17 protein-coding genes and 1 tRNA gene are annotated in these 23,877 nt (G+C 41.5%); 9 read left to right on the forward strand and 9 right to left on the reverse strand.

Features of this window, described 5'->3' with window-relative positions; genetic code table 11:
- The 6 genes from ribB to HUJ22_RS12325 all read right to left on the reverse strand — a co-directional run bounded on the left by ribB (nucleotide 1) and on the right by HUJ22_RS12325 (nucleotide 8,071).
- A complete protein-coding gene (gene ribB, locus HUJ22_RS12300) occupies nucleotides 1-1,179 on the reverse strand; it encodes a 3,4-dihydroxy-2-butanone-4-phosphate synthase (protein WP_290877956.1) in 1,179 nt (392 codons plus the stop codon).
- 69 nt (nucleotides 1,180-1,248) lie between these two features.
- Nucleotides 1,249-1,569, reverse strand: a complete 321-nt coding sequence (yajC, locus tag HUJ22_RS12305; RefSeq protein ID WP_290877958.1) for a preprotein translocase subunit YajC — start codon at nucleotides 1,567-1,569, stop codon at nucleotides 1,249-1,251.
- Between the two features lie 163 nt (nucleotides 1,570-1,732).
- The gene (locus tag HUJ22_RS12310; protein WP_290877959.1) at nucleotides 1,733-2,644 is read right to left on the reverse strand and encodes a universal stress protein; all 912 of its coding nucleotides are present in this window, start codon (nucleotides 2,642-2,644) and stop codon (nucleotides 1,733-1,735) included.
- Nucleotides 2,645-2,655: 11 nt separating this feature from the next.
- Nucleotides 2,656-4,275 (reverse strand): BCCT family transporter, encoded by a 1,620-nt coding sequence (locus tag HUJ22_RS12315; protein WP_290877961.1) that lies wholly within the window; start codon nucleotides 4,273-4,275, stop codon nucleotides 2,656-2,658.
- Between the two features lie 301 nt (nucleotides 4,276-4,576).
- Complete coding sequence (gene fadJ / locus HUJ22_RS12320) at nucleotides 4,577-6,691, reverse strand: fatty acid oxidation complex subunit alpha FadJ (protein WP_290877963.1); 2,115 nt, start codon at nucleotides 6,689-6,691, stop codon at nucleotides 4,577-4,579.
- 75 nt (nucleotides 6,692-6,766) lie between these two features.
- Nucleotides 6,767-8,071, reverse strand: coding sequence for an acetyl-CoA C-acyltransferase (locus HUJ22_RS12325; protein ID WP_290877965.1), 1,305 nt, complete (start codon nucleotides 8,069-8,071; stop codon nucleotides 6,767-6,769).
- Nucleotides 8,072-8,248: 177 nt separating this feature from the next.
- Here HUJ22_RS12325 and HUJ22_RS12330 point away from each other — a divergent pair.
- A tRNA-Val gene (locus HUJ22_RS12330) sits at nucleotides 8,249-8,323 on the forward strand.
- A gap of 200 nt (nucleotides 8,324-8,523) precedes the next feature.
- Here HUJ22_RS12330 and HUJ22_RS12335 read toward each other — a convergent pair.
- A complete protein-coding gene (locus HUJ22_RS12335) occupies nucleotides 8,524-8,919 on the reverse strand; it encodes a hypothetical protein (protein WP_290877967.1) in 396 nt (131 codons plus the stop codon).
- Nucleotides 8,920-8,931: 12 nt separating this feature from the next.
- Nucleotides 8,932-9,768 (reverse strand): CFI-box-CTERM domain-containing protein, encoded by an 837-nt coding sequence (locus HUJ22_RS12340; RefSeq protein WP_290877970.1) that lies wholly within the window; start codon nucleotides 9,766-9,768, stop codon nucleotides 8,932-8,934.
- A gap of 248 nt (nucleotides 9,769-10,016) precedes the next feature.
- On the opposite strand from HUJ22_RS12340, the gene HUJ22_RS12345 reads away from it, so the two are divergent.
- On the forward strand, nucleotides 10,017-10,442 hold the full coding sequence (locus HUJ22_RS12345; RefSeq protein ID WP_290877972.1) for a hypothetical protein: 426 nt from the start codon (nucleotides 10,017-10,019) through the stop codon (nucleotides 10,440-10,442).
- A gap of 2 nt (nucleotides 10,443-10,444) precedes the next feature.
- Here HUJ22_RS12345 and HUJ22_RS12350 read toward each other — a convergent pair whose 3' ends face one another.
- A complete protein-coding gene (locus HUJ22_RS12350; RefSeq protein WP_290877973.1) occupies nucleotides 10,445-10,714 on the reverse strand; it encodes a hypothetical protein in 270 nt (89 codons plus the stop codon).
- 127 nt (nucleotides 10,715-10,841) lie between these two features.
- Here HUJ22_RS12350 and HUJ22_RS12355 point away from each other — a divergent pair, with 127 nt between their 5' ends.
- The 7 genes from HUJ22_RS12355 to HUJ22_RS12385 all read left to right on the forward strand — a co-directional run bounded on the left by HUJ22_RS12355 (nucleotide 10,842) and on the right by HUJ22_RS12385 (nucleotide 23,850).
- Complete coding sequence (locus tag HUJ22_RS12355) at nucleotides 10,842-11,984, forward strand: hypothetical protein (protein ID WP_290877975.1); 1,143 nt, start codon at nucleotides 10,842-10,844, stop codon at nucleotides 11,982-11,984.
- Nucleotides 11,985-12,112: 128 nt separating this feature from the next.
- Nucleotides 12,113-14,509 carry a glycoside hydrolase family 2 TIM barrel-domain containing protein gene (locus tag HUJ22_RS12360; protein ID WP_290877977.1) on the forward strand — a complete coding sequence of 799 codons (2,397 nt, stop codon included), beginning with the start codon at nucleotides 12,113-12,115 and terminating at the stop codon, nucleotides 14,507-14,509.
- A gap of 7 nt (nucleotides 14,510-14,516) precedes the next feature.
- Nucleotides 14,517-15,584, forward strand: coding sequence for a glycosyl hydrolase 53 family protein (locus tag HUJ22_RS12365; RefSeq protein WP_290877979.1), 1,068 nt, complete (start codon nucleotides 14,517-14,519; stop codon nucleotides 15,582-15,584).
- A gap of 122 nt (nucleotides 15,585-15,706) precedes the next feature.
- Nucleotides 15,707-16,735: a LacI family DNA-binding transcriptional regulator gene (locus HUJ22_RS12370; RefSeq protein WP_290877981.1), complete on the forward strand. Its 1,029-nt coding sequence runs from the start codon at nucleotides 15,707-15,709 to the stop codon at nucleotides 16,733-16,735.
- Between the two features lie 202 nt (nucleotides 16,736-16,937).
- Complete coding sequence (locus HUJ22_RS12375) at nucleotides 16,938-18,758, forward strand: sugar-binding domain-containing protein (protein WP_290877983.1); 1,821 nt, start codon at nucleotides 16,938-16,940, stop codon at nucleotides 18,756-18,758.
- A 509-nt stretch (nucleotides 18,759-19,267) separates the two neighbouring features.
- The gene (locus HUJ22_RS12380; RefSeq protein WP_290877984.1) at nucleotides 19,268-22,270 is read left to right on the forward strand and encodes a TonB-dependent receptor; all 3,003 of its coding nucleotides are present in this window, start codon (nucleotides 19,268-19,270) and stop codon (nucleotides 22,268-22,270) included.
- A 23-nt stretch (nucleotides 22,271-22,293) separates the two neighbouring features.
- Nucleotides 22,294-23,850, forward strand: a complete 1,557-nt coding sequence (locus tag HUJ22_RS12385) for a RagB/SusD family nutrient uptake outer membrane protein (protein ID WP_290877985.1) — start codon at nucleotides 22,294-22,296, stop codon at nucleotides 23,848-23,850.
- The last annotated feature ends 27 nt before the right edge of the window (nucleotides 23,851-23,877 follow it).

Below are 23,877 nucleotides of genomic sequence, written 5' to 3' on the forward strand. Positions count from 1 at the left end.
CTATTCTTTTTCAAAAGGAAGGCTTTGAGTCGAAAAATCAAAATTGTGATCGATGGGGACCTGATCTACAATTTCCAGCCCAAAGCTTTTTATGCCAATTCTCTTAACAGGGTTATTAGTCATTAGCTTCAATTTCCGAATCCCCAGTGAGCGTAAAATCTGCGCACCTACTCCATAATCCCGGGCATCACTCCGGGGGTTGATATCATCTTCTTTCCCCATTTTACCTTCTTGCAGGGCTTTTAGTGTTTTCAGCTGATTTACTAAAACTGAGCCACGCTGGTTTCGGTTCATGTATAATACAACGCCTTTTCCTTCCCGCTCAACCTGAAGCATTGCCTGATGAAGCTGTTCACTGGTGTCTTTATTACGGGCACCAAAAATGTCTCCAATTAAATCTGAAGAATGAACACGGGTGAGTACAGGCTCTTCTTTGGTCCAACTGCCTTTGGTGAGGGCAAGATGAATATCTCCGGTCAGCTTTTCTTTAAATGCACGGAGGCTGAAATCGCCATACATGGTTGGAAGATTGACATCCATTACCTCATGAACAAGGGTCTCGTTTTCATTTCGGTAAGCAATGAGATCTTTTATGGTAATGATTTTCATCTCAAATTCTTCCGCCATTTTTATGAGATCAGGAACGCGAGCCATTTCACCGTCTTCCTTCATGATCTCACAAATAATGCCTACCGGCTTCAATCCTGCGAGCCGGGCAAGGTCAATGGCAGCCTCGGTATGTCCGGCACGGCGCAGCACACCGCCTTCAGCAGCAAGTAAAGGGAATACATGCCCCGGCCGACGGAAATCAACCGGCTTGGCCTCATCATTGGCTAATTCCCGAATGGTATTAGCTCGATCTTGTGCAGAAATTCCCGTGGTGGTTTGACGCTTGTGGTCAATGGAAATGGTAAAGTTAGCCTCATCGGGATCGGCACCTTCCTGTACCATATGACGAAGCTTAAGCTTATCGGCTTTTTCTTTGGTGATGGGTGCGCAAACAAGCCCACGCCCGTGTGTAACCATAAGATTAATGGCGTCTTTGCTGACCATCTCTGCGGCCATCAGGAAGTCTCCTTCATTTTCACGGTCTTCATCGTCTACAACGATGACCATTTTACCATTCTTGATATCTTCAATGGCTTCGGGAATAGTATTGAAATGAAATTCCTGACTCATAATGACAAATACTTATAGTGAAAAATCTGTGTTTCTAAACACAGAAACGATAAAAGCCGTGCCTGAGAATTATTTTTTATCGGGTTTATTTGGGTTCACATCCGTGATGGCAGATTTAAGCATACGGATTTTTGTTCCGCTGTCTACATCAACCAAAACTTCTGTTTCTTCGATTTTATCAAGAATACCGATAATTCCTGAAGAAGTAACAATTTTGTCACCTTTCTTCATTTCAGAAACTTTTTGTTGAATTTCCTTTTGGCGTTTACTCTGGGGGCGAATAATGAAGAGATAGAAAACCAGGAAAATAGCCCCAAGGAAGACCAAATTGATAATTCCTGCATTAGGGTCGTCGGGGTTGCCCATTAAAAATAAAGGTAAAAATTGCATAGTTATTAAATTAGTGTGCGATTGTATTTTAGCGGGCAAAAGATACGATTTTCTGAATTCAATGACGATTATTCATGCAGAATAAACTGTATGGATAAACCAAAGGTTTTTTAGCCATTGTTCAATGACTTGAAGATGCCCATCTTTTTTTGATACGGAGAGTTTAGTTAAATAAAGACTTCAGGAATTTTTGATGTCGTTCTTTATTCTTCACAATCAGTAAAGGAATGCCGAATGAGTAATACGTCATTTTATCGGTGAAATCATCCCGTAAAATGCTCGTGATTTTTTTACTGGATTTAGCCCCGACAATAATAAGGTCAGCTTGATTACGAACGGCTTCATCATATACTTCATCGCCGATCCGGCCTTCTTTGTGCAGAGTGAGGGTGAAATCAACATTTTCCGGAATGTTATATTCCGAAATAAACTCTTCTTTTTGGTCCTGGATATGTTTATTGATTTTATCTTTTTCCTCATCGGTAGGCATGTAAGGGAAAAAATGAGTAGGATATTTAAAAATATGCTGCGCCCTTACGGAGCCATTATTAACTTCCATCATGGTTGATGCTATTTTAACGGCATTGGCAGATTGCTCTGAAAAATCAACCGGGGCAAGAACGGTATTAATTGAATAGCGGCTGTTTTCCGGAACAAATAAAATAGATGCCGGCACATATTTTACAATGCGGCGGGCAATGATTCCTTCTCCCACATACCCGGTTTTTTTGCCCATCATGAGAAGGTCGGGATCCATGGTGTTCATCATCTCAATGATTTCATCGGTTGGTCGTCCTTTTTTTATAATAAGGCGAGTTTCCAGCGGGGAGTCTTCAAACTGAGCATCAATTTTATTATTTAATTCCTTTCGGATAACATCTTCAAAATCCTCATTGTTTTCCAATTCAGGAAAGAGCTCTACCATCTCTTGTGCAACTGCTCCCGATTCTATTACGTGCAAAAAAGAAATGGTTTTTGGTTTAATGACAGAGGCTAAGAAATGAGTATATCCAATAAGAATGTCATCCATCTTGGATAAGTCTAAACATACAAACCAGTGTTCAAATTTTTTCATAATAAGACTCCTTAATTTTCTTCTTTTTGGTTTCTGATGGCGTCTTCAACAAGTTTTTTATACGAATCCCGCTCTTTGTCTTTTACTTTCTGCTGATTCTCCTTGTGCTCTCGTTTTAAACCCCGGTGTAAACTGAAACACATGACCAATAAAATAAGTGCAAAAGGTAATCCCGTACTTATGGAAGCTGTCTGAAGGGCGCTTAATCCCCCTCCAATTAATAAAATTGCCGCAACAAGTCCCTCTGTTTGAGCCCAGAAAATTCGTTGACCGACTGGGGCATCTAATTTTCCCCCACTGGTTAAGCCGTCGATTACCAAAGAACCTGAGTCGGATGAGGTGACGAAAAAACTGAGTATAAGAACAATAGCTATCACTGAAGTAACCATTGCTAAAGGAAATTGTTCAAGGAAAACAAAAAGAGCGGTCGCTACATTTTCATTAACGGCCTCCCCGATGGTGCCAATTCCGGACATTTCAAGGTTAATCGCGGATCCGCCAAAAGCCGACATCCATAAAAAGGTGATGATACTGGGAACAATTAATACTCCCAGGACAAATTCTTTAACGGTTCGTCCTTTTGAGATACGTGCGATAAACATGCCAACGTAGGGAGACCAGGAAATCCACCAGGCCCAATAAAATATAGTCCATGAACTTTGCCAATTGGTCCCTGAATAAGATTCTGTCCAAAAGCTGAAGGTTGCTACTGAACTTATATACCCTCCAAAGTTTTGTATAAAAGAATCCATAATGAAAATGGTAGGCCCTACTAAGATTACAAAAAGAAGGAAAACGGCTGCAATGCGAATATTCAGTTCACTCAGCACCCGAACCCCCTTGTCAATGCCGAGTACAACCGATCCGGTAGCTACCAGGGTGATTACAAAAATAATTCCAACTTGCAGGTATATATTATCGGGGAGCCCGAACACATGATCTAACCCGGCACTTACCTGGAGGACTCCAAGACCAAGTGAGGTGGCCAAACCAAATAAGGTAGCCAATACAGCCAGGGTATCAATCACATCCCCCATCCATCCTTTAATACGGTCGCCTATCAGAGGGTAAAAAACAGAACGAAATGAAAGTGGAAGGCCGCGGTTGAAGGCAAAAAACCCCAAAGAAAGACCTACTACCGCATAAATTCCCCAGGCATGAAAACCCCAATGCAAATAGGTAATGTTCATAGCCTCCTGAGCAGCTAAAGCAGTTTCAGCATCGGCCATGGGAGGTGATAAATAATGGAAAATGGGTTCAGCTACACTCCAAAACATAATTCCGATACCCATTCCTGCACTAAACAGCATAGCGAACCATGCCATTGTGCTAAAATCAGGTTCTGCATCTTCTCCCCCCAATCGTATGACCCCAAACCTGCTAAAGGCAATAAACAAAGAAAACACAATGAAGATGTTAACAGCGATTACAAAGAACCAACCACCGGTATCTGTAATGCCGGACTGTATTGAACTAAATAAATCTTCCGCTTGATCACCTAAGAGCAGGGTTCCTGCTATCATTGCAGTGATAAGTATGACCGAAGGCCAAAAAACCGGTTTATGAATATCAAAATATTTATTTATCCCTGCTTTTTTACCGGGTTTCTCCTCGTCTCCTCGTATTGCCATGTTCGTAAATTTAAAAAGTTAAAATTAACTCAATAATTGCCATCAATACTCAACTCAGCCGCGAATCGATTTGGATACATGGAAAAGGTACAGGGCATATTTTCACCCCAAATAATCGTACCGGAATATTTCCGAAGTTTAAATTCCATTGCTTCATGTACTCCAAATTCGGACAATAATTATTGCCACATAGAATCAGCTTATTGAAATAACTGATTATAAGAAAGATATACAGCGAAGAATAATTCCCTAAAGCCTACAGAAAAGGCTGATTACTTTCAAATTTCAGAAAAGTAAGATGTCATTTATAAAACTGTTTAGCTTCTTTGGCATAATTCGTTAAGATTTCAGCCGGCTTAAATCGAATTCCAAATTTGTCACTAAAATCATTCAATTGGTCTATAATATCTTGTACTCCTGTTTGATCTATATACCGGAAAGGGCCGCCAAGAAAGGGAGGAAATCCCAAACCAAGAATAGCCCCTAAGTCACCATCAGTCGGAGATTTCAGAATACCTTCTTCCAGGCACCAGGCCGCTTCGTTAATCATGGTTAAAGCCATCCGTTGTTGTGCTGTTTTTTTGTCGGGATTCGTTCGGTTCCGGCCACCGAAATATTTGTAGATCTCAGTGTTGACTTCTTTCTTCTTACCGGAAGCATACTTGTACATTCCGCGTTTATTTTTACGGCCTTTGTATCCGGCGTCCAGTAATTCCTGAGCCTGGTTTTTTGTATCCACCCCGCGCTTGGCAAACATGGGCGACATCGTTTCAGCTACGTGCGCCCCCACGTCAATGCCTACCTCATCAAAAAGGGCCATAGGGCCAACCGGGAATCCCCAATCTTTCATGATTTTATCCAGAAATTCGATGGAGGCTCCCTCTTCCAGAAGTTTGAGGGCTTCATTCATATAAGGGGCTAAAATTCGGGTAGTGTAGAACCCGGGGCCATCCCCAACTACGATCACATTTTTACCCTGATTTACTCCAACCTGAAAGGCCGTTTGTATGACCCAGTCAGCGGTTTGGTCAGTAGCAATGATCTCCAGCAAAGGCATTTTTTGAACTGGGGAAAAGTAATGCATCCCGATGATATTCTCCGGGCGTTTGGCGCCTTTGGCGATTTCTGAGATTGGCAGGGATGAGGTGTTAGATGCAAAGATAGTACTTTCAGACGCATTTGATTCTATTTGTTCTACAATGGTTCGTTTGAGTTCCAGATCTTCAAATACAGCTTCGATGACAAGGTCAACGGAATCAAATCCATCGTAAGAATCGACCCCGGTGATTTTACTGGCCATTTTATCTCGTTCAAATTCAGAAATGATGCGTTTTTGAGCTTTCTCATTAAGTGATTTCCAGATTTCTTTTTCACCTTCCGCGGCCTGGTCGATCGTTTGATCTTTCAGCAATACACGGTAACCTCCTTTATCCATACTGACTTCTGCGATCCCCGATCCCATTAATCCGGCACCCAATACACCGATCTTTTCCACCGGTTTCACCAGATCCGGATTCGGTACTTTTTTGGAAGCATTCATGCCAAAAAACAGGTTCACAAGGTTTCGGGATTCTTGTGTTGCTCCCAACGCACCAAATAAAACGGTTTCGTTTTCCAGCCCTTTTTCTAACCCGTGTTTGTACCCGTATTCAACCGCATCAATGATTTTGGGCGGAGCCGGATAGTTTCCTTTTGTTTGACCGGCTGTTTTTTTGCGTGCTTGTGAGAAAATAATCTTTCTTCCGACAGGGTTTCCTTCGAGTAGTTTCTCCGTTAAAGACCGTTTATCTTTTCTGCTGAATTTTCCTTCAACTATTTTGTTAATGCCTTTGATGGCGGCAGTTTCAATGGCATCTTTATGAGTTACTTCATCCACTAATCCCATTTTTTTAGCCTGACGGGTGTAGATATTTTTACCCGTCAACATATAGGTAAGAGATTTTTGAAGACCGATGGTTCGCGGCAGCCGCTGTGTTCCTCCGGTACCGGGAAGTAATCCCAGCTTCACTTCGGGCAAAGCAAAGACGGTTTTTGAACTGTCGGAACAGACGCGATAATGGCAAGCGAGAGAGAGCTCGAGTCCGCCCCCCATGCAGCTTCCATGCACTGCCACGGCAATAGGCTTTGGGAAATCCGCAATACGATTCAGAATCTTGTGCCCGTCTTTACTGAGCTGTTCAATTTCTTCAGCTGTATCCCGCTCCTGAAACATATCGATATCGGCCCCGGCTATGAAGTTGTCTTTCTTTCCGGAAATGAGAACAGCTCCTTTCAGCTCGTTGTTTGACTCAAGCTCATCCAGGAAGGAAGAAAATTCATCCATCATAGACTCATTCAGCTTGTTCACCTTTTCGCCCGGTAGGTCGAGGGTGATGATGGCGACAGAATTCTTATGGGTGATGTTTAGGTAGCTCATGATATCTATTTATATATGAACCCTTAGGTAGAGACGCGATGCATCGCGTCTCTACCTAAGGGTGTTAAATTTTGATTAATTGGAATACCTTTCCAGGACCACCGCATGCCCCTGCCCGCCTGCAGCACAGGCTGAAACCAGCGCATATTTTCCATCTTCACGAATGAGCCGGTTAGCGGCGGTGGTGACAAGCCGAACGCCGGTGGCTCCGAATGGATGCCCTAAAGAAAGAGAGCCACCCAGCGTGTTCAGCTTATCCATGGGTATTTCACCGATTTTTTTGTCTTTGCCCAGCGATTCTTTTGCAAAGGCATCGGAATCTAAAGCGGCTAAAACTGAAAGAACCTGACCGGCGAAGGCCTCGTGCAATTCAATTACGTCCATGTCATTCAATGAAAGCCCCATGGCGTCCAACACTTTAGGGATGGCATAAGCCGGGCCGAGCAACAATTCTTCACCGGGATCCTGAGATACAAAATTGTATTCATGGATATAAGCTTTGGGTTTCAATCCTAACTTCAGGGCTGTTTGTTCTTCCATGATGAAGCCGGCCGATGCTCCGTCTGTCAAAAAAGAGGAATTGCCGGCAGTAACGGTTCCATGTGGTTTAATGAATGCAGGCTGCAGCTTGCTCAATTTTTCCATGGAGGTATCTTCGCGGAAGCCGTTGTCATGCTTCACCACATCAAATTCAGGGGGAATTTTGGCGGGGATAAGTTCGCCATCCAGTAAGCCTTCACTGGTGGCTTTGGCAGCCAGGTGGTGCGAACGCATCGCATATTCATCCTGATCTTCCCGTGAGATCCCAAACCGCGCGGCCATCCGGTCGGCACTTTCGCCCATTACTTCCCCGGTGGAAAACTCAGCAATAGCCGGTAGCTCCGGAAGAAAATCTTTGAATCCCAATCCCTTAAAAAATTTCAGAAAATCGAGGGGTGACTTGTATTTGCGGGCCTCCAATACCTTTTGCCGGAATTTCTTTTTGAATCGAACCGGGATGTCGGACATGGTTTCGGTTCCCCCCGCTAATATAATCTTAGCCTGTCCGGATCTGATTAAATCTATCCCACTGGCAATGGCCTGATTGGAAGAGATACACGCCATGGTGATGGTAAAAGCAGGGACAGAATTCGGGATGCCGGCGCCAAGTGCGCATTCACGGGCCACATTACTGGTTTTCACTTCCTGGATGACGGTCCCCATAATCACGCGATCGATGTCCGCAGGATCTACCGGGTTTCGGGCAAGCAATCCTTCGATGGCCATTCGGCCCAGGTCGTAAGCCATCAGGTCGTTGTAATTTGTTCCGGAGCGCTGAAAGGGGATTCGGCATCCATCTACAAGAACAGCTTTTGGGGAGTCGTTTTGGCTTTTATTCATAATTAATCTGGGTGAATAAATTGTCCGGCAGGGGCGTATCACAGTACGTCCCTGCTGAATTAAAAAGCAAAATTGCACCCATAAGTTAACAGTGTTAACTAATAAATCAAGATGTAGTGTTATTTTTCTTTGTCTGCGTTTGAAATGTTCTTATATTTGTCGCCCTTCAAGCAAGTCGGGCAATTAGCTCAGTTGGTTCAGAGCACCTCGTTTACACCGAGGGGGTCGGGGGTTCGAGTCCCTCATTGCCCACCGAAATAAAACCTTTGTTTTGCATGTACTTACATCAAGACAAAGGTTTTTTTATATCTGCTAATCTGAGTCAATATTTCAATAAGAACAACTATAGGACAACTGAGTCCTTGAGTGGCTACCTTTCGAGGTATTAATATAGGTAGCCAGAATTAGAGAAGCATACTCCTTAAAATTTGGTTAGATATATAACCCTGTTTTCATTTAAGTGAATCAAGGATTGATTGTTCTCTTATTTTCTTTCCGTAAAGATAAATTGAAGCATTGTACTCAATAATCATCGTTTGTGTAGCTATAGTTATACCCCTGAAGTAATCATAATCACCATAGGTGTCCTTACTGTTTGGGTAGAAGCATTTGTAGTGCTTCCTTAAGTTATTCATATGGCTTTTAATAGGTTCTTTTTCAAATGAATCTGCCTCTAAATGATGAGCAAATTTGTTCCTAATGCTATTGAGTAACCCGCAAATTTCTAACAGCTCAATAGGAATTAACTTCATTGATTTGAGTAGTTCAATTTTTAAGTAAGTACTATCTGTAAATGAAGAGTCTATGTTCAAATTCTCCAACATTTTATTGAGTTCCCTGTCAATCAAGATATTTCCCGTTTAAAGTTTAGATAAGATTTTCACAAGAGGATCAAATATCAAAATCTTCAAACCACGTTTTATCTTTGATTTGTTTGATAGGTAATTAGCGGGATATTGACCGTATGTATAATACAGTTTGATAAACTTACTACCTGCTCTACTATTTGATAGATTGTTATCTCTAAAATCTCTAAGAACCTTAACTTCAGAAGAGTTGTAAGAGCCATATACAACAGATGCTATAAAACATGCTCCTTCACCTGTTCCCTGACCTGTAACATACTCAGGTTCTAACTCTTTATATTTGTTCTCAAGCTTTTTAAGGGCTGTCCTCCATGTTCTATCGGATTGGTTGAGTGCTTTACTAAACCCTGTGTTTAAGAAACTCTTGAATGTATTAATTGAATTTTTCAATGCTTTTTTATCGTCCCCGATTAAGTCAGAAATAATGATATAGCATTCACTCACATTTTCTAACACATCAGCTTTTTTCAATATATAGCCTGCCTTTTGTATGTCCCCACCGAGCATTTGCAGTCCATAGTCTACATTATCAGGCTTATCTTTTTGCATATTCCCATTATAGACATCAAGAAATCTTTGTGAATATTTTTTCGTCAAAGAATCTACTGCATCATTTAAATGAGAAATCAATGTGTTATCTACCTGTGTGACTTTGCTTAAACACATGGATGCTTCTTTAGTTTTATCATTGTCAGGATCAGATAAACCAATTGATGCAATTCCCCTTAAAAACCATTGTTCGTCTGTTAGGTCTTCATTACTTAGTTCCGAAATTGATTGATAGGCTTTACTATAATTTTGAGCTTCAATTTCAAATAATAAATCTTCCATATGTACCCCTAAGATAATTTTATTGTTTAATGAAACTTATGTGTCTGTGAAAAGAATTACTTTTAAATAGAATAGTCAAATGAAGGATAATTATTAAACCTCAAATCTTAGATTCTAAGTTAGAACTGAATTTGATTTTTAGAAGAAACAATATAAAATGGAAATAGATGAAGGGCTTTTGATTTTGTAAGGGTCTAAACAATATTTTGTATTATCATATGTATTTTTAAACATTTAGTTGATTAAAAATGGAAATACTTATTGTCTTATTAATAGTAGGGTTTTGGGGAGGATTATCATATGTAATTTCTACCTTTTTTGATGATCGAGAGATAGGTCAGATGAATGTATTTTGGTTATCACTTTTGCTTTCCCCAATAATTGGAATCCTTATAGGTCTATCATCAAAAAGAGTGCAAAAGACTAAAAAAAGTGTATTACCTAATTATAAATCAAAGACCCATAAATTGAATAAAGAGTTATCCCAAATAAAAGAAAGACTAAAAGAAATAAAAGAACATGAAGAATTAGGTATAACTGAAAACTCGGATGAAGAAAAAGAAATGTTAAAAGCGAGATATTTTGAAGTAGAATCAAAAATCAAGTCATACAAAAAACGACAGAAAGTATTTGACGAGTATAACAAAAAGAATTTCAGAAACAGGAAATTATAAACTTACTGAAATTCGATTATCACCAAAACAATTGTTAAGGCAAATATCAAAAATGTAAGGAAAGTGATAACCCCAGTTAAACGAGTCATAGTTTTATTCCCATCATTTACCTCTTCAACTAATTTTCTCAGCTCTCTTCTAAATAATTCATTTCTTACCATTTCAGGTGTTTCCTTATTTGATTGACCATTCAGTGTTCCTGAATTATCATCATGTTTTTTAATCAGTTCTTCTTCAGATATATTTTGAAGTTGTTCAAATTTAAAGGACATATCTTTTATTAAATTAATGTTCTGAGGACATTATCAGAAACAGACAAGCAACTATCAATACCTGTTTTTTGCACATCATTACTATAAATAGTAAACAAATGGAGCGGCAATTTTTTAGTTTATCAGGATGAGATCATTATTTAGAGTCGCCCCTTGTATCATCCTGTTATTATTAACAGCAGGGTGTCAGCAAGAAGAAGGGCTTTCAAAACAAATTTCCGAAGCCCAAAAATTTAACCCGGATGAAGCGGCTCCCGCTGAATTGATCAGAGACCGGGATTTTTCAGTAGGATCTCATGAGACGGTAAACAACATCGGTGCCATAGCTGTGGACGGGGAAGAAACAGTTTATGTGGTTGATGAGCACAGAAAAAAGATCGGGGTTTTTGACGGTTCAGGAAATAATATCGGTAGTCTGGGGAGTTTAGGGAGAGACCCCGGGGATTTTCAGAATCCGGCGTACCTGGAAGTGGAGGGACAGAATTTATACGCGTACGACCAAAGTTTATTCAGAGCTTACAGGTACAGCCTCCCCGAATTAGAGCTTGAAGAAATAACAGAGCTGGAATTTACCGCCCGCTCCTTGGGAGTGGATTCACTGAGTGAGGCCAAACCTTTTGCCTTCGAGGTATTGAATGACGGAAATTATCTCGTGGCTTTTCAAACAGTTAATACTCCTCAAGACAGAAAACTGGTGTACTACAAAGTAAATCCTGAGGGAGAAGTTATTTCAAATCAGCTGCTCGCTTTCAAAAACAAAAGGCTTTATGTAGATGAGGCCGTCACCCCGCCGTTGATCATCATGCTGCCTTATGAGCCGGAAACATTGACTGTAACCGATTCCGGCGGCCTGATCTACACCGCATTTTCAGATCATTTTTTAATCAAGGTTACCGACCGTGCCGGACAAAATGTGGAGTCCCGCTATTACCCGTTCGAAAAATATAATTTAAACCGGTCTGACGCTATTGATCTGTACACGGACACCCATCGGCGGCGGGCCATTCGCCGGGCAAGCCTCCCTGCAAAATGGCCGGCATTAGCCGCTTTGAAAACAGACGATCAGGATCGACTTTGGGTGGCCACAATAATCTCGGATCTAAGCCAATACCGATGGTTCGTTCTTGAACCTTCCGGAGAACCGGTTGCTGTTTTTGATCTGCCAAGAGAAAGTGAGATTATGCTTATCAAAGACGGGTATGTGTATACCAAAGCACTGAACAGAAAAAAGTATACCGAAGAAGTCCGCAGGTATAAACTGAATTATTAGCTTTTGATGATCATTTACCCCCCGAAGTGTTCGAATTATAATTATATTTGTTAGCGGTAACAATAAACTTCAGGAGAGGTTAAAGTCTGTTTGAATCTCAATCCGATTTACTAAAATTTATCAATAGTATGAGTCAGTCGATATCCCGAGTTTTTATATATCTGTTTTTCTTGGTGGGATTCATTTACGGATGTAATCAGTCCCGGGAAATAGAAACCGTACAAACCCACTTCGATTTTAATACCGAATGGGAATTTGTGAAAGACATGGACACCACCATCACTGATGAGCTTTTTGAACAGTCTGAAAGTGAGTTGGAATGGGAGCAGACCCGGCTTCCCCACACGGCCAATATCGAACCGCTGGTGATTGAAGATCAGCAGTGGCAGGGCGATATGTTTTACCGAAAGTTTTTTGAGGTAGATCCTGAAATGAAAGGCAAGCACATCACCCTGAAATTTGAGGGAGCGATGCATGAAGCAGACATCTATTTGAATGGGGAAAAGGTTGGATACAACGCCGGGGGATATCTTCCATTCGTGGTAAATATCACGGACCACCTGAAGTTTGATGAAGAAAATGTGCTGCTGGTGAAATTGAATAATGAAGACAACAGTCAGATCCCTCCGGGCAAAGCCATCGAAGTGCTAGACTTTAATTATTACGGAGGGATTTATCGGGATGTGTACCTGGCAGCCAAAGATCTGCTGCGAATTTCCGATCCCATTGAAGCGGATCGTGTGGCAGGCGGCGGAATCTTGGTGTCTTACGAAAATGTATCAGACAGCGAAGCTACGGTTTCGGTTCAAACCGATATTGAAAACGGCCGGACCGAATCTGCCAATGCCCGATTGAAATATATTCTTCAGGATGCGGATGGAAATGCAGTGACCTCAGCAGAAGCAGAGGTTAAACTTGAGTCTGGATCAAACCGCCTTCAAACCGAAAAAATGATGGTACGGAACCCGAATCTTTGGTCGCCTGCTTCTCCTTATCTTTACACCCTCACGGTTCAGTTATTTGAAAGAGAAGAATTGATAGATAGTGAACAGCAGCGAATTGGAATTCGAACGTTCGGTTTTGACGATGAAAATCAGTTTGTGCTGAATGGTGAGCGTCTGTATTTGCGGGGAACGAACCGTCATCAGGATTATCCATACATTGGATATGCCCTTTCAAATGAGGCTCAATACCGGGATGCCTACAAGATTAAGGAAGCCGGATTTAATTTCATCCGCATTGCTCACTATCCGCCCGATCCCGCATTCCTGGAAGCGGCCGATGAACTGGGATTGTTGTTCATGGATGCCATCCCCGGCTGGCAGTATTATGAAGACGGGCTATTTGCAGAACGCGCCCTGAAGGATGTGCGTAAGATGGTCCGGCGCGACCGCAATCACCCCGGTATTATATTCTGGGAAGCATCGCTGAATGAATCCGAAATGCCGGAGGAGTTCATGGACCAGGCACATCAGGCTGTAAAGGAAGAACTTCCGATTGAAGATAATTACACCAGTGGCTGGGCTGATTATGCCTACGATATTTTTATCCCGGCGCGGCAGCATTCCACTCCGCCCGAGTATTGGAGTGGATATTCCAAGGACAAGCCCCTGTTCATTGCAGAGTATGGCGACTGGGAATATTATGCGCAAAATGCCGGCTTCAATCAGGATGCTTTTGAAGATCTTCAGGAACAAGAACGGACTTCCCGTCAATTGCGGGGTGACGGTCAACGCAGACTGGCACAGCAGGCTCTTAATTTTCAGGAAGCACATAATTCAAACCTGAAAGGCAATTCCTTTGGGGATGCCAACTGGGTGATGTTTGACTACAATCGTGGGTATGCTCCGGATATTGAATCGTCCGGAATTTGGGATATTTTTCGCATCCCGAAATTCGCGAACTATTTCTATCAAAGTCAGGCCGGGCCGGAGCTGGAAGAAAGTAACTCCGAGTTCTATGGCCCGATGGCATACATCGCCAATTATTGGTCTGACCCCGACTTTACCGAGGTCAGGGTTTACAGCAATGCCGAAGAAGTGGCGCTGCTTTTGAATGGAGAAGAAATTGCCCGTAAGCAGCCGGATATTAACCGTGTTTCCACTGAATTGAATCACCCTCCTTTTACATTTGAACTGGATGAATTCACACCGGGAACGTTAAAAGCAGAAGCCTACATCGATGGTGAAGTGGTAGCCACTGACGAACGCATCACTCCACAAGATCCCGCAAAAATAGAGATGAGCGTGGATCTGAGCGGCAAAGAAATTCAAAGTGGCGTGAATGATGCGGTATTTATTTATGCTAATATTACCGATGAAGATGGCACCACTGTTTGGGATGCGGAAAACCCGGTAGAATTTAGACTGGAAGGCGAAGGCGAGCTGATTGGCCATAACCCGATAAATGCCGAAGCAGGAATCGCAACCATTCTTTTCAGAGCCGGGGAAGTGCCCGGGACGGTAACCATTAAAGCCTTTTCAGAAGGACTTGAAGCCGGTTCCATCCAATTAACCATAAACTGAGGAAGTCATGAAGTTCAAAACAACTATTTTTGTGTTAGCCGTGAGTATTGGTTTTTCAAATGCATTTGCCCAGGAATCAAATTCTGAAGCTTTTCATTTGAATTATGCCGTTGGAGCCGATATGTCATTTTTAAAAATGGCCGAAGATAACGGAACGGAATTCAAAGATGAGGGAGTCGTAAAACCCGGTCTCGATATATTTCGGGATCATGGATATGACTGGATTCGTCTTCGCCTCTTCCATACCCCCGACCGGCTTCCCAATGACCTGGAATATACGATCGAGCTGGCACAGGAAGCCCGGGAACGAGGGATGAAATTCCTCCTCGACTATCATTATGCCGACAGTTGGGCCGATCCTCAGAAACAGCCACTGCCTGCAGCATGGGAGGGATTGGATTATGAAACCCTGCGTGATTCCGTCTATGAATACACAAAAAAAACCATCGAAGCTTTTCGGAAGGCAGGGGTGATGCCGGAGATGGTGCAGATCGGGAATGAGATCCGAAATGGCATGATGTGGCCCACCGGAAAACTCCCCGATAACTGGGATGCTTTTGCCGGATTGCTGAAAGCCGGGATCGACGGAGTGGATGCAGGGCGCGGACAGGAAATGCGTCCTCTTATCATGGTGCATTATGATAACGGAGCCGATGCAAAAGGGAACCGTCAGTTTTATGATAAGATCGAGTCCTATGGTATTCCTTTTGATTTTATTGGACTCTCCTACTATCCGTGGTGGCATGGAAATTTACTGGAACTCCGGGAAAATTTACTTTCCCTGATGCAGCATTACGATCAGGATATCATTTTGGTAGAAACAGCCTATAACTGGCGACCTTCTGAATATACTGAGGAGGGTAAATTAGCCCCCTGGCCCGAAACCCCGGAAGGACAGAAAGACTTTCTGGAATCGGTTCATGAAACCCTGATCAATATCAACAGCACACGAATAAAAGGAATTTTCTGGTGGGAGCCGGCTGTTACCGGAGGACTTCGCTCAAGGGGTTATTTTGATGATGAAGGAAATGCCTTACCGGTGATTAATGTTTTTGATAAATATAAAAGGCAGTAATGAAGCCAATCTTCAATGGTTAAAAATTAATGATGCTTTTGCATTTATTATTTAAGTAATTAGTTTGGCGAGACAAAATTTCTGCTTAAGAAAGGTTAATAATATTATAAAAAAGAGTTGATTTGAGTTCTAATGTAACATTGAAGCAGATTGCTGAAGCCCTCGGTGTTTCTGCAATGACCGTATCGAGGGTTATAAATAATAAAGCCAATGTTGATGAAAAGACCAGGAAGCGGGTACTTGAGAAGGCGAAGAGCATGGGATATACTCCCAATCATGTGGCTAAAAGTCTGGTGTCAAAAAAAACTCATACCATCGGGGTTGTCATCCCTGAAATTCACCATGTATTCTTTTCAGAAGTAGTAAGTGGAATCGAAGCGGTGGTGTACGAAAACGATTATCAGCTTTTTTTAACAAACTCAGCTGAAAATGCCGAAAGAGAAAAAAATGTGATAGAGGCCCTTCGATCCAAGAGGGTTGATGGTATTCTAATATCCTGTGCGGAGAACTCAGAAGACTTGGGCTACTATAAACGGTTGATCAAATCCGGACTAAACTTAGTATTTTTTGATCGGTGTGTGGAAAATATTGGGGCGAGTTGCGTGAGTGTTAATGATGAAACAAGTTCATATCAGATTACAGAACATCTGATAAACCATGGTTACACCTCAATAGCTCATTTAAGCGGGCCAAAAAACCTGTCAGTGGGTCGGGAGCGTTTAAGGGGATATAAGAGGGCTTTGGAGGAAAATCACCTTCCCGTCAAAGATGAGTGGATAGTAGAAAGTGGTTTTCGTGAAGAAGGAGGATATAAAGCTATGAACTCTATTTTTGCCTTACCAAAAAGTGAGTGGCCCAGAGCCGTTGTTGCTTTAAATGATCCGGCCGCTTTTGGAGCAATGAAAGCCATCGAGGAACAGGGGCTTTCCATTCCTGATGATATAGCTATAGTTGGATTTAGTGATGATGTAAGAGCAGAATTAATGTCTTGCCCCCTTACAACTGTCCAGCAACCGGCCTTCATGCTTGGAAAAAAAGCAGCAGAAAAACTGATTAAATCAATTGAGAGCGATGACGAACCTATAGAAAATATAGAGCTGCACACGAATTTGAAAATTCGCTCATCATGTGGAAGCCATGAAAATACTTAATTAGTAAAGCGGTTTTATATCTCGCAGAGTTAGACTATGAAGTGGCTATTTCACTAACCTGTTTTTAGGGGTTACACTTGACTCTTATTCGAGAGGTTGTATTTTAAGATGTTAACGATAACACGAACTGTATTGAAAAATACAATCTTGATAATTGTCGCTTTCAAGTTATAGCGTGTTTCATATATAAAACCGAGAGCCAATGCTTAAAATAAAATCGCTTGTTGCAACTACCCTGTTATTCTTCTTGTTAATGGTTCCTCTGTCTATACAGTCACAAAATATAAGTTGGGAGCCTGCTGAAAATCCGCTTATGACAAGATGGGCAGAAGATATTAATCCGGAGCAGCCACTGGCAGAGTATCCTCGCCCTCAAATGGCAAGGCCGGAATGGAAAAACCTTAACGGGTTATGGAAGTATGCTGTGGCGCCGGCATTGGATGATAAGCCGGAAAGCTGGGAGGGAGAAATATTGGTCCCATTTGGCATTGAATCAGCACTATCGGGTGTAAAGAGACGGGTAGGCCCGGATAATAAACTTTGGTATCAAAGGTCATTTACAGTTTCGGAAGCTTGGGCTGATAAGCGAGTTGCGTTACATTTCGGCGCGGTAGACTGGCGGGCAGAAGTTTGGGTGAATGGTAAAAAAGTCGGAAGCCATGATGGTGGTTATACCGGGTTTTCGTTAGACATTTCTGAGGTTCTGAAAGGTGAAGGAGAGCAAACAATTACCGTAGCGGTTTGGGACCCTACAGATGAGGGGTTCCAGCCGAGGGGCAAGCAGGTTCGCTCCCCGGAAAGTATATGGTACACTCCCACCACAGGTATTTGGCAAACGGTATGGCTTGAACCGCTTCCAAATGTTGCGATTGAGGATGTGAAGACGACCCCTGATATAGATGAGGAGTATTTAAGCCTTACTGTAATAGGAAATAAAAAAGAAAGCGATTTTATCGTTAAAGCTGCCGCCTTCGATAATGGAAGAAAAGTTGGAGAGGTGAAGGGGGCTCTTGGAGAAAATCTAAGGCTACCAGTGGAAGGCATGAAGCTTTGGTCGCCGGACAGTCCTTTTTTATATGATCTGAAAATATCACTTCATAAAAATGGAAAAAAGATTGATAAAGTTGAAAGCTACTTTGGCATGAGAGAAGTTCGAATTGATAAAGCAGAGGATGGGTTTGTGCGTTTGTTTTTAAATGATGAGCCATTGTTTCATTATGGACTGCTTGATCAGGGTTTTTGGCCGGATGGAATTTACACAGCTCCAACAGATGAAGCTCTTAAATACGACATCCAGGTTACTAAAGATCTTGGGTTCAACATGATTCGGAAGCATGTCAAAGTGGAACCGGCAAGATGGTATTATTGGGCTGATAAAATAGGCGTTTTAGTATGGCAAGATATGCCAAATGGAGACCGGCATATAGTACCGGGCGAAGATGATATTGACCGTGTGGCTCAATCAGATTACAATTTCAAAAAAGAATACAAGGAATTGATTGAACAGTTTTATAATCACCCTTCAATTGTTACATGGGTTCCATTTAATGAAGGTTGGGGGCAATTTCAGACAAAGAAGATCGCAGAGCTTACTCAAAAGTTAGACCCTAGTCGGTTGGTTAATGTAGTAAGTGGATGGCAAGATCGAGGGGTAAGTGATATGCATGATATTCACAGCTATCCGGGTCCTGATATGCCGGAACCGGAAGAAGATCGAGCCGCAATTCTCGGTGAATTTGGAGGAGAGGCACTTGTAGTAGAGGGAAATTTGTGGGTTCAGGATTTCTCAAAAGCCCCCAGCCACTATGAAACATCTCAATCTAAAGAAGAACTGTTTCAAACTTATGAAGATTTGCTCATTAAGCTGATTGAGCTTCGAGATAAAGGTTTGGCCGGTGCTGTATATACACAAACAACCGATGTAGAATCAGAAGTAAATGGTATTATGACCTATGATCGGGAAATCGTAAAATTTGAGTATGATTTCCTAAGGGAACTGCATCGAAGGTTGTTGAACAAATAAGATGCGTCTGCTAAAGAACAGGTATTTTACGTTATGTCTGTGAAGAGCCTTATTTTTTCAAGCTGTTCTCGTTGTTATATATAAAAGTAATACAAAATCAGGTACAGATAGCGTACTTGCGGAAACAATTATGGATAGAAAACTCTAAATTTATTTTTTCGAAATTGTTATCGATAACATAATAATAAAGAATAAGTTTAAGGTGAATCTAATATTTTACTGTAAATAGCTTAATATTATAAAGCTCATTTATAAAGTATCAGGTTGTTATCGGGTTCTTTTCTTAAGTTTATAAAATATATAAAATCAATAATTTGATTGGCTCACTATTAAAAACATTTTAAACTTTTGAAAAATTATTTTGACTATGATAACTCTTATTCGTTTTTTATCAGAAGTGATGTTAACGATAACACACATGTTTTTTTTGAAGCTTGTGGAAGCGGTTTCAAATAATGGCAGCGTGTTAAAAGGAATAAAAAATAAAACTACGTTTTAGGAGAAATCACATGTTAAATAGAGCTACGGCAATGGCAATGTTCGTGCTGTCGTTTTTGCTGATTGGAGCAATGGAAACGGCAACTGCGCAGAATAATTTTAATGTATCCGGTGTTGTTGTTGATGCAGATGACGGAATCCCACTTCCGGGAGTTAGCATCTTAGTGCAGGGAACAAATCGGGGTACTACAACAGATGTGGATGGGAATTATAACCTTAATGTGGCTGAAGGCGATGTTCTCGTGTTTAGTTATGTTGGATATATAACCCAGGAAATTCCAGTTGATGGAAATACTGAAATCAATGTAGAGTTAAAATCTCAATACATTGAAGGTACAGAATTAGTTGTTGTGGGTTATGGTCAACAGCGTCGAGCTGATATTACCGGGGCTATTTCTACAGTAACTACTGAAGATATTGGTGATGTGACGGTGACAAATTTTGGGGATGCTATTCAAGGCGTGGTTCCCGGAGTGAATATTAGAAGTACCGGTGCCCCAGGTTCAGAGCCATCCATGGAGATAAGGGGGCTTGGCAACTTTACCAATAATGAGCCTTTGTTTGTTATTGACGGTGTGCCTTCTCGTGCAAACCGAGACTTTAATGTGAATGATATTGAATCAGTACAGATTCTGAAAGATGCTTCAGCTGCAGCAATTTATGGATCCAGGGCTGCAAATGGCGTTGTGTTAATTACAACGAAAAGCGGCCAAAGAGGTCCTCTTGTAATTGATTATAATGCCACTGTTGGCCGGGAATGGATTCCGCAGTTTGACCTTATGGGAAGAGATCAGTGGGTTGATTTTAATAACAGAGCCTATGATGAAGCTGGTATCCCACGGCAAAATCATTTTGATGCGAATACAGATTGGCAGGATGTGACCTTTCAAAACGGATTAAGACAAGAACAAAATCTTACCTTTTCAGGTGGGACTGATGACAGCCGGTATCTACTTTCATTAAACTACCAAACAAATGATGGGACAACTATTGGCAGCGAATCAGAAAGACTAGGCCTGCGGTTAAATTCATCCAGAAACAAAGGGATACTTGAAATAGGTCAAAATCTGGCTTTTACAAACTTCAGTGTAGAGGAACTTAATACAAACCCAATTGCTGATGTGACCCGGATGTTACCCACTATTCCGGTTTATGACGAATCTAATCCTGGGGGTTTTGGCTATGGTGATGAAGCGCGTGCGAGGACATTTGGTGTCAACCCGGTTGCAAGAGAAGCTCTTGAAGACGGAACGACAGAAAATCAACGTGTCAGAGGTAATCTATATGCAAATCTGGACTTTATGGAAAACCTGCAGTACAGATTTAATTACGGTATAAATTACAATGTACATAATTTTGATTTTCTTAGAAGAGAGGGCAATTGGACATTGAATCAGCCTTATGATCCTTCCAGGGTTGCCGTACAAAGAGGCAGCAATGTGTCGCACTTGTTTGAAAATACGATTGATTATACTCAGAGTTATAAAGAAACAAGGGGGCAGATATTACTGGGTCAATCCTATCAAACTTTTAATAACAACAGAGAATTTGCAGAAGGGACTAACCTGGCTCAAGTTGGAGACCGATATTATTCTGTATTGGATGCTGCTACACAAAATGACAGAGTAGGAGGTTACATTACTGAGGGTGCCATTCTATCTTATTTTGGTCGTGTTAACCTGAATCATGATGACAAATATATAGCTGAATTCACTATTCGTTGGGATGGTACTTCCAGGTTTAATGAAGATAACAGATGGGGCAACTTTCCTTCTGTATCGGGTGCATGGAGAATTAGCAATGAGGACTTCTTTGATGTGAGCTGGGTTAATGATTTGAAAATAAATGCCAGCTGGGGCCAATTAGGTAGTTCTAATATTGGTTTCTACGATTATCAGGGCGTTTTAAATATTAATCCACAATATGTTTATGGGACTGATCAGGAAGTCAGAAACGGTGCCACTCAAGTTCAGCTTGTAAACGAAGATTTAGAATGGGAAGTACTTACACAAACAAACGTTGGATTTGCAGCAACTTTCCTGGACGGAAGGTTTTCAACAGAAATGAACTATTTTATTTCTGAGACTGATGGAGTGTTGACTGAACTGCCAATTCTAATGACTACAGGAAACGATGGCGGTAATCCCTTTGTGAATGCTGCAAGCTTGAAAAATAAAGGCTTTGAGGCAGACTTTACCTGGAGAAATTATCAGGATGATAGAGATTTCAATTATTCAGTTGGGATGAATGTAGCTACGGTCAAAAATGAAATTGTGGAACTTGGAGATGGACAGGTTGAGTTTTTAACCTGGCAAACCATCAATCAAGTAGGCGAGCCGATCGGCATGTATTACTTAATTAAAACAGACGGATTATTTCAAACTCAGCAGGAAATTGATAATCACGTAAACAGTAATGGTGATGTCATTCAGCCAAATGCTGAGCCTGGAGACATTCGCTATTTAGATGCTGACGATGACGGACAGATTACCGGAAGCGATCGTCAACTTGCAGGCAACCCGTGGCCGGATTTCGACCTTGGCTTAAGTTTCAATGGAAACTGGAAGAACTTAGACTTTATGGTACAGGGGTTCGGTTCTTTTGGGTTTGATATCTTCAACGGTCCGAAAAGTTTAATGGACAGGTTTGATGATAACTCAAATTATCGAGACGGAATTCAGCCTTGGACGCCGGAAAATCCAGACACAGATTTCCCCAGAATAATTTATGGAGATCAAAGAAATGCCAGAGGAGACACTGACAGATGGTTGGAAAATGGTTCTTTCTTCAAAATTAAGCAGATTACATTGGGTTATACCATTCCCGAGCAACTATTTGGAGCTGCCGTTAAAAAGTTAAGAGTATCTGTAACAGGCAGAAACTTGTTCACATTTACTAACTACAGCGGGCTGGATCCTGAGTTCAGCGCTCCAAATATCTTTAGAAGAACACATGACGATTTCATGTATCCAAGTACAAGAAATGTGTCATTCAAATTACAACTGTCACTATAATTCAAATGCATAATAAAAGAACTATGAAAACAAGAAGATTATTTATACCGATAGTACTTGCTTTATTCGTATCGCTGAGTGCATGTGATGACAGTTTGCTAGATTACGAAAATCCAAATGCACCTACGAATACGGCATTTTGGGAGACTCCGGAGGATGCTGAGTTAGGAATTAATGCTGTTTACCATCAATTACTTCAACCGGGAACTTACTCACGTTGGATATTCTTTCGATATGACCTTTCATCTGATGAAGGATTCAGCGGAAGTCCATGGACGGAATTAGCTGATTGGACTCGTTTCAATTATGTGAATTATAACTTCTGGGAAGGAAACGCAATTCACTGGAGAGATCACTATAAAGGTATCTTTAGAGCAAATCAGGTATTGGCAAACGTACCGGATATTGAATTCGATAATACGACCCGGAAAAATCAGATTTTAGGAGAAGCAAGGTTCTTACGGGCTCTCTATTATTTTAATTTGGCCATTCTTTATGAAGATGTTCCGATAGTATTGGAGCCTTCAAGTCCGGATGACAAACCTGAACAAAAACCTTTAGAGGAAGTTTGGGGGCAAATCGTTACTGATTTGGAGTTTGCTATGAATAATCTTCCACCAACCTGGTCTGCAGATAATGTAGGGCGTGCAACCAAAGGGGCAGCTCACGCATTGCTAGGAAAGGTTTATATGCAGCAGCAAGAGTGGGATTTAGCTCAGGATGCAATGGAGTGGTTGGTAGAAGGCCCTGGAGCCGCTAATTATGGCCTTGTAGATAATTATGAGGATAATTTCAGGCACACCACGGAAAACAACATAGAGTCAGTATTTGAGGTTCAATTTTCTGACGAAAACCGTGGCGGCAAAGGCGATGGTAGTAATTCAAGTTTATCAAATGAACGCCCGCAATTTTTTGCGCCCAGAGGAATAGGATGGTCTGATGGCCAAAGCAACAAGTGGATCATTGATGAATATAAAACGGAGAATAATCTGGATGGCGGATTTGATACTCGATTAAAATGGAGTATTTATTACCAAGAGATGGGTAATGATTTCGCTAATAATAATTTGGTTTATGGCCGTCCATGGGATGTAGGAGCATGGGGTAATGACGCCTTTATACGTAAATATTCTTCATCTTATTTCCGGGATTTCGAAGACTACTTCTCCCCTAACAACTTCCGGGTGATTCGATATGCTGATGTTCTGCTAAGTTATGCCGAGATCATTAACGAATTGCAAGGGCCCGCACAAGCTGTCCAATATTTGAACAGAGTTCGCCAACGTCCATCAACTAATCTGGCTCCACTTGAAACCAGTGTGCATTCAGCAGCCATGAATTCTCGCGATGCATTCAGAGAGCGTTTGAAAATTGAGCGTTCACTTGAATTGAACCATGAAGGCGTTCGTTTTATGGACTTGAAGAGATGGGGGATGTTTGACAGTCAAACAACCGTTGATGAACTTGCTCAACGCGACCCAAGCTTTAACAACTTTGTAGTTGGCAAACATCATCGTCTTCCCATTCCTCAAAGTGAAGTAGAGAATAATCCAAATCTGGATCAACACCCCGAGTACTAACAGCTATAACTAACTTTCATTTAATTT

This window comes from Gracilimonas sp. (assembly GCF_014762685.1).
In the GTDB taxonomy this organism is placed as follows: Bacteria; Bacteroidota; Rhodothermia; order Balneolales; family Balneolaceae; genus Gracilimonas.